At 35.5% G+C, this 3,534-nt stretch carries 3 protein-coding genes; all 3 read left to right on the forward strand.

Going from position 1 to position 3,534, the window contains the following annotated elements; all coding sequences use genetic code 11:
* A partial coding sequence (locus RMR19_RS13650; protein ID WP_310604047.1) for a methyl-accepting chemotaxis protein occupies positions 1-1,058 on the forward strand: 1,058 nt, incomplete at its 5' end.
* Between the two features lie 80 nt (positions 1,059-1,138).
* Positions 1,139-2,950 carry a sensor histidine kinase gene (locus tag RMR19_RS13655; protein ID WP_310604048.1) on the forward strand — a complete coding sequence of 604 codons (1,812 nt, stop codon included), beginning with the start codon at positions 1,139-1,141 and terminating at the stop codon, positions 2,948-2,950.
* 30 nt (positions 2,951-2,980) lie between these two features.
* A partial coding sequence (locus tag RMR19_RS13660; RefSeq protein WP_310604049.1) for a response regulator occupies positions 2,981-3,534 on the forward strand: 554 nt, incomplete at its 3' end.

Genomic DNA, 3,534 nt, shown 5'->3' on the forward strand with positions numbered 1-3,534 from the left:
ATAAAGTGAATGGCGGATTAAAGCGTCTGGAGGAAGGAAATCTTACGACAACAGTAACACTTAGAAGAAAAGATGAATTCCAGTTACTTTCTAGAGGAATCAAGAACATGGCGACAGGAATGAAGAATCTGATTGTAGAGATGACGCAGACAAGTGAACATGTTTTAAAGAATGCAACGACGGTAACAACTGATACAGAGAATCTATTAGAGAAATCCGAACATATCGCTAAGAATGTAACTGAGATAGAACGTGCAGTAGGGCAACAGGCAGAAGATGCATGGAATTGCGTGAATCAGATGACAATTCTTTCGGAACAGATTGAAAAGGTTGCAGATAATGCGAATGAAATCAGTCAAGTTGTGAATGGAACGAAAGAGCAAGTAGATGAAGGTATCGTAATTGTAGATGAATTATCAAAGTGTGCAAGTGATACAGCAACGATAACAAAGAAGGTTATTAAGAATGTGCAGGCTTTGAATACAAAAACAGCAGACATCAATGACATCTTACAAAAAATCAATGAGTTGTCGGATCTTACGAATCTGTTATCTCTAAATGCTTCGATTGAAGCAGCAAGAGCAGGAGACGCAGGAAGAGGATTTAAAGTTGTAGCAGAAGAAATCGGTAAATTAGCAGGACAATCTAAGAATGCTGCGACTGAAATTGAAGTAATTATAGAGGAGATTGCCGGACAGACGCAAGACACAGTAGACACTGTTATGCAAGCAGATGTTATTGTTGAGAAACAAGGAGAAACATTAGGTAGAACAGTAGCTGTGTTCCAAGGAATTGGAAAACATGTTGGGCGGCTTACATCAAATCTGGATGTAATAACAAGTGGAATTGATACGATTCAAAAGAGCAAAGAGGATACATTAACAGCTGTTGAAAGTATCTCTTCAACAACAGAAGAAACCTCAGTGGCGACAGAAGAACTGAGCCATGTTATAGAAAGTCAGGTGACTTCGGTTAAGAATCTGAGTCATGTAGCAGAAGCGCTCAATGATGCAGCACATAATCTTGAGAATACAGTGTCTGTTTTTGTAATTAAATAGTCAAAAAGAATTGGATACTTGTATTTGGTATGATAGAATGTAGGTAGTAAAATAAAACAAAAAGAGAAGAGTGATAAACTATGAGTAGAATTAAAAATTGTTGGACGAACAAGTTAAAGATAACGCAGAAAATTTCATTGACCGTTTTTTGTTTTGCGTTTATACCAATATTAATTCTATTCATAGTTATCGTTATGAATCTGGAAGAAAAAGAAAAGAATGATAAGATATATTTGGTGAAAGCCTCGGCGAATCAAATTCATGCAAATGTGCAAAAAACAGTGGAATTATGTAATATGTCAACGCAGGCGTTTCTGAATAATGGTGCATTGCTAACTTTTTTGCAGCAAATTCACTCAGGAGAAGAGATTTTTATTAATGATATGATTCGATTTAGAAGAGATGAAATTGTTAATCTAGAGCGTCTAGTTAATAGTAATCCCTATCTATATCAGATTCGTGTATATGTAGATGATGATGATATGTTAGAGATGATTCCTATATTATTTAAAACAGATAGAATGAAGAATACACAGATAATGGTAGATAATAGTATACAATCATCTTGGTTATTCAATTATACAGATGATTTATTCCAATTGTCAGCGAATCCAACAAAGCATATTATGGCACTTACAACAAGAATTCCGAATTATACATATGGAAATCTAGGTTATATTGAAGTTGCTGTAAAGATGGAAGATGTTTTTCCAGAGTTGTTTGATAGTAGAGATGCGATATGGTCCTGCTTTGTTGAACAAGATGGGAAACGCTACTACAATGATAGTGAAGAAAGCAGGTGGAATCCCTTAGTGGAAGACATCATGTCAGAAGCGATGAGTACAGATAAGGAGTTTAGTGATAAAGTGAAGATTCATGGGGAAAACATGATTATTACAACGAAACATATTCCTGAATTAGATGGTACTTATATTGAAGTGATTTCCTTGGATAAGTTGAATGGTGGTCTTGTTAAACTAAATTGGCTGTATGCCGTGATTATGGTAGTTATTATGCTTATATTAATTAGCGTAATTCAACTCGTTGTAAAAACAATGGTAAGACGTTTCTATCTACTGTTTGGCACGTTGCAAGAAGTGCAGGAAGGAAACCTTGATGTAGTAGTGCCAGATTGTGGCGCAGATGAATTAGGGGAATTAGCGGATCAGATAGGAATCATGTTAGAACGAATTAAAGTACTGATGAAGGATAATTTAGACCGAGAGATTTTGGTGAAGAACTCCGAGATTCGAGCGTTACAGAATCAAATTAATGCACATTTTATCTACAATGTATTGGAGTCCGTTAAGATGATGGCGGAGATAGAAGAGAAGTACGATATTGCAGATGCAGTAACGGCTCTTGGAATTATGCTACGCTATAGTATGAAAGGACTTGCAAGAAATGTAACGGTGAGGCAAGAGGTTGAATATATACAAAAATATGTTGCATTAATGAATCTAAGATTTGATTACGAAATCTATCTATCGCTTAATATACCTGAGATGCTATGGGATCAAGAGATTCCTAAGATGTCATTGCAACCGATTGTGGAGAATGCGATTTGCCATGGCATTGAGGATATTGCGGAAGATACGAATATTTATATAAAAGGTATTGTTTTAGCGGATAACTTTATTATTGAGATAACGGATCAAGGGCGTGGCATGACAGTACAACAAGTAGAAAGTCTAAGGGAAAAGATTGAAGATGGTATTGAAGTAAATGGAGGCTCTGGTAGTGGAATTGGACTTAAAAATGTACAAGATCGTATCCAAATTCATTTTGGAAAAGAATACGGAATTCAAGTATCATCGAGGTTTGGTTGCTATACAAAAGTTTCAATGAAGATACCACTGAATCAGATTGTGTCTTTGGAACAAGAGCGTTAAAATTATCAAATAGGGAGAGGGTAACGTTATATGAATACTTTATTAATTGTTGAAGACGAGAAAATAATAAGGCAAGGAATAAAATCTATGGCATTGCGCTCTGGAGTACCAATTTCTATGATTATGGAGTGTAAGAATGGTTTAGAAGCGCTAGAAATTATTCGTAGTCAAGAAATTAATGTGGTAATTACAGATATTAGAATGCCTAAGATGGATGGAATTACGTTAGTAAAGGAGATGCAAACGTGTGAGCATATACCACTTACTATAGTAATAAGTGGATTTGATGATTTCTCTTATGCAGTTGAGCTTCTTCGAAGTGGTATAAAAGATTATCTTCTTAAGCCGGTTGAGCGTGCACAGCTAGCGGAAGTGCTTGTTAAACTAGAGAATGAATTAGTTAGGACACAGAAAGAAAAGAGCACGATGCAAAATATGGGTTATCAACAGCTAAAACAAATGTTGGTGAATGACGACATGGATGCAAATGAATGTGAACTTATCTTAAAACAGTTCTCATCCACTTTCTTTAATGGTGAATATGTTATATATTGTACGAATTATACGGAAGAGTTTCAAGAGGT

Origin of the sequence: Anaerosporobacter sp. (assembly GCF_031551385.1) — a bacterium.
GTDB lineage: Bacteria > Bacillota > Clostridia > Lachnospirales > Lachnospiraceae > Anaerosporobacter.

Coding starts and splice junctions, on each gene's coding strand:
- RMR19_RS13655 (WP_310604048.1), top strand. CDS start 1,139: ATGAGTAGAATTAAAAATTGTTGGACGAACAAGTTAAAGATAACGCAG.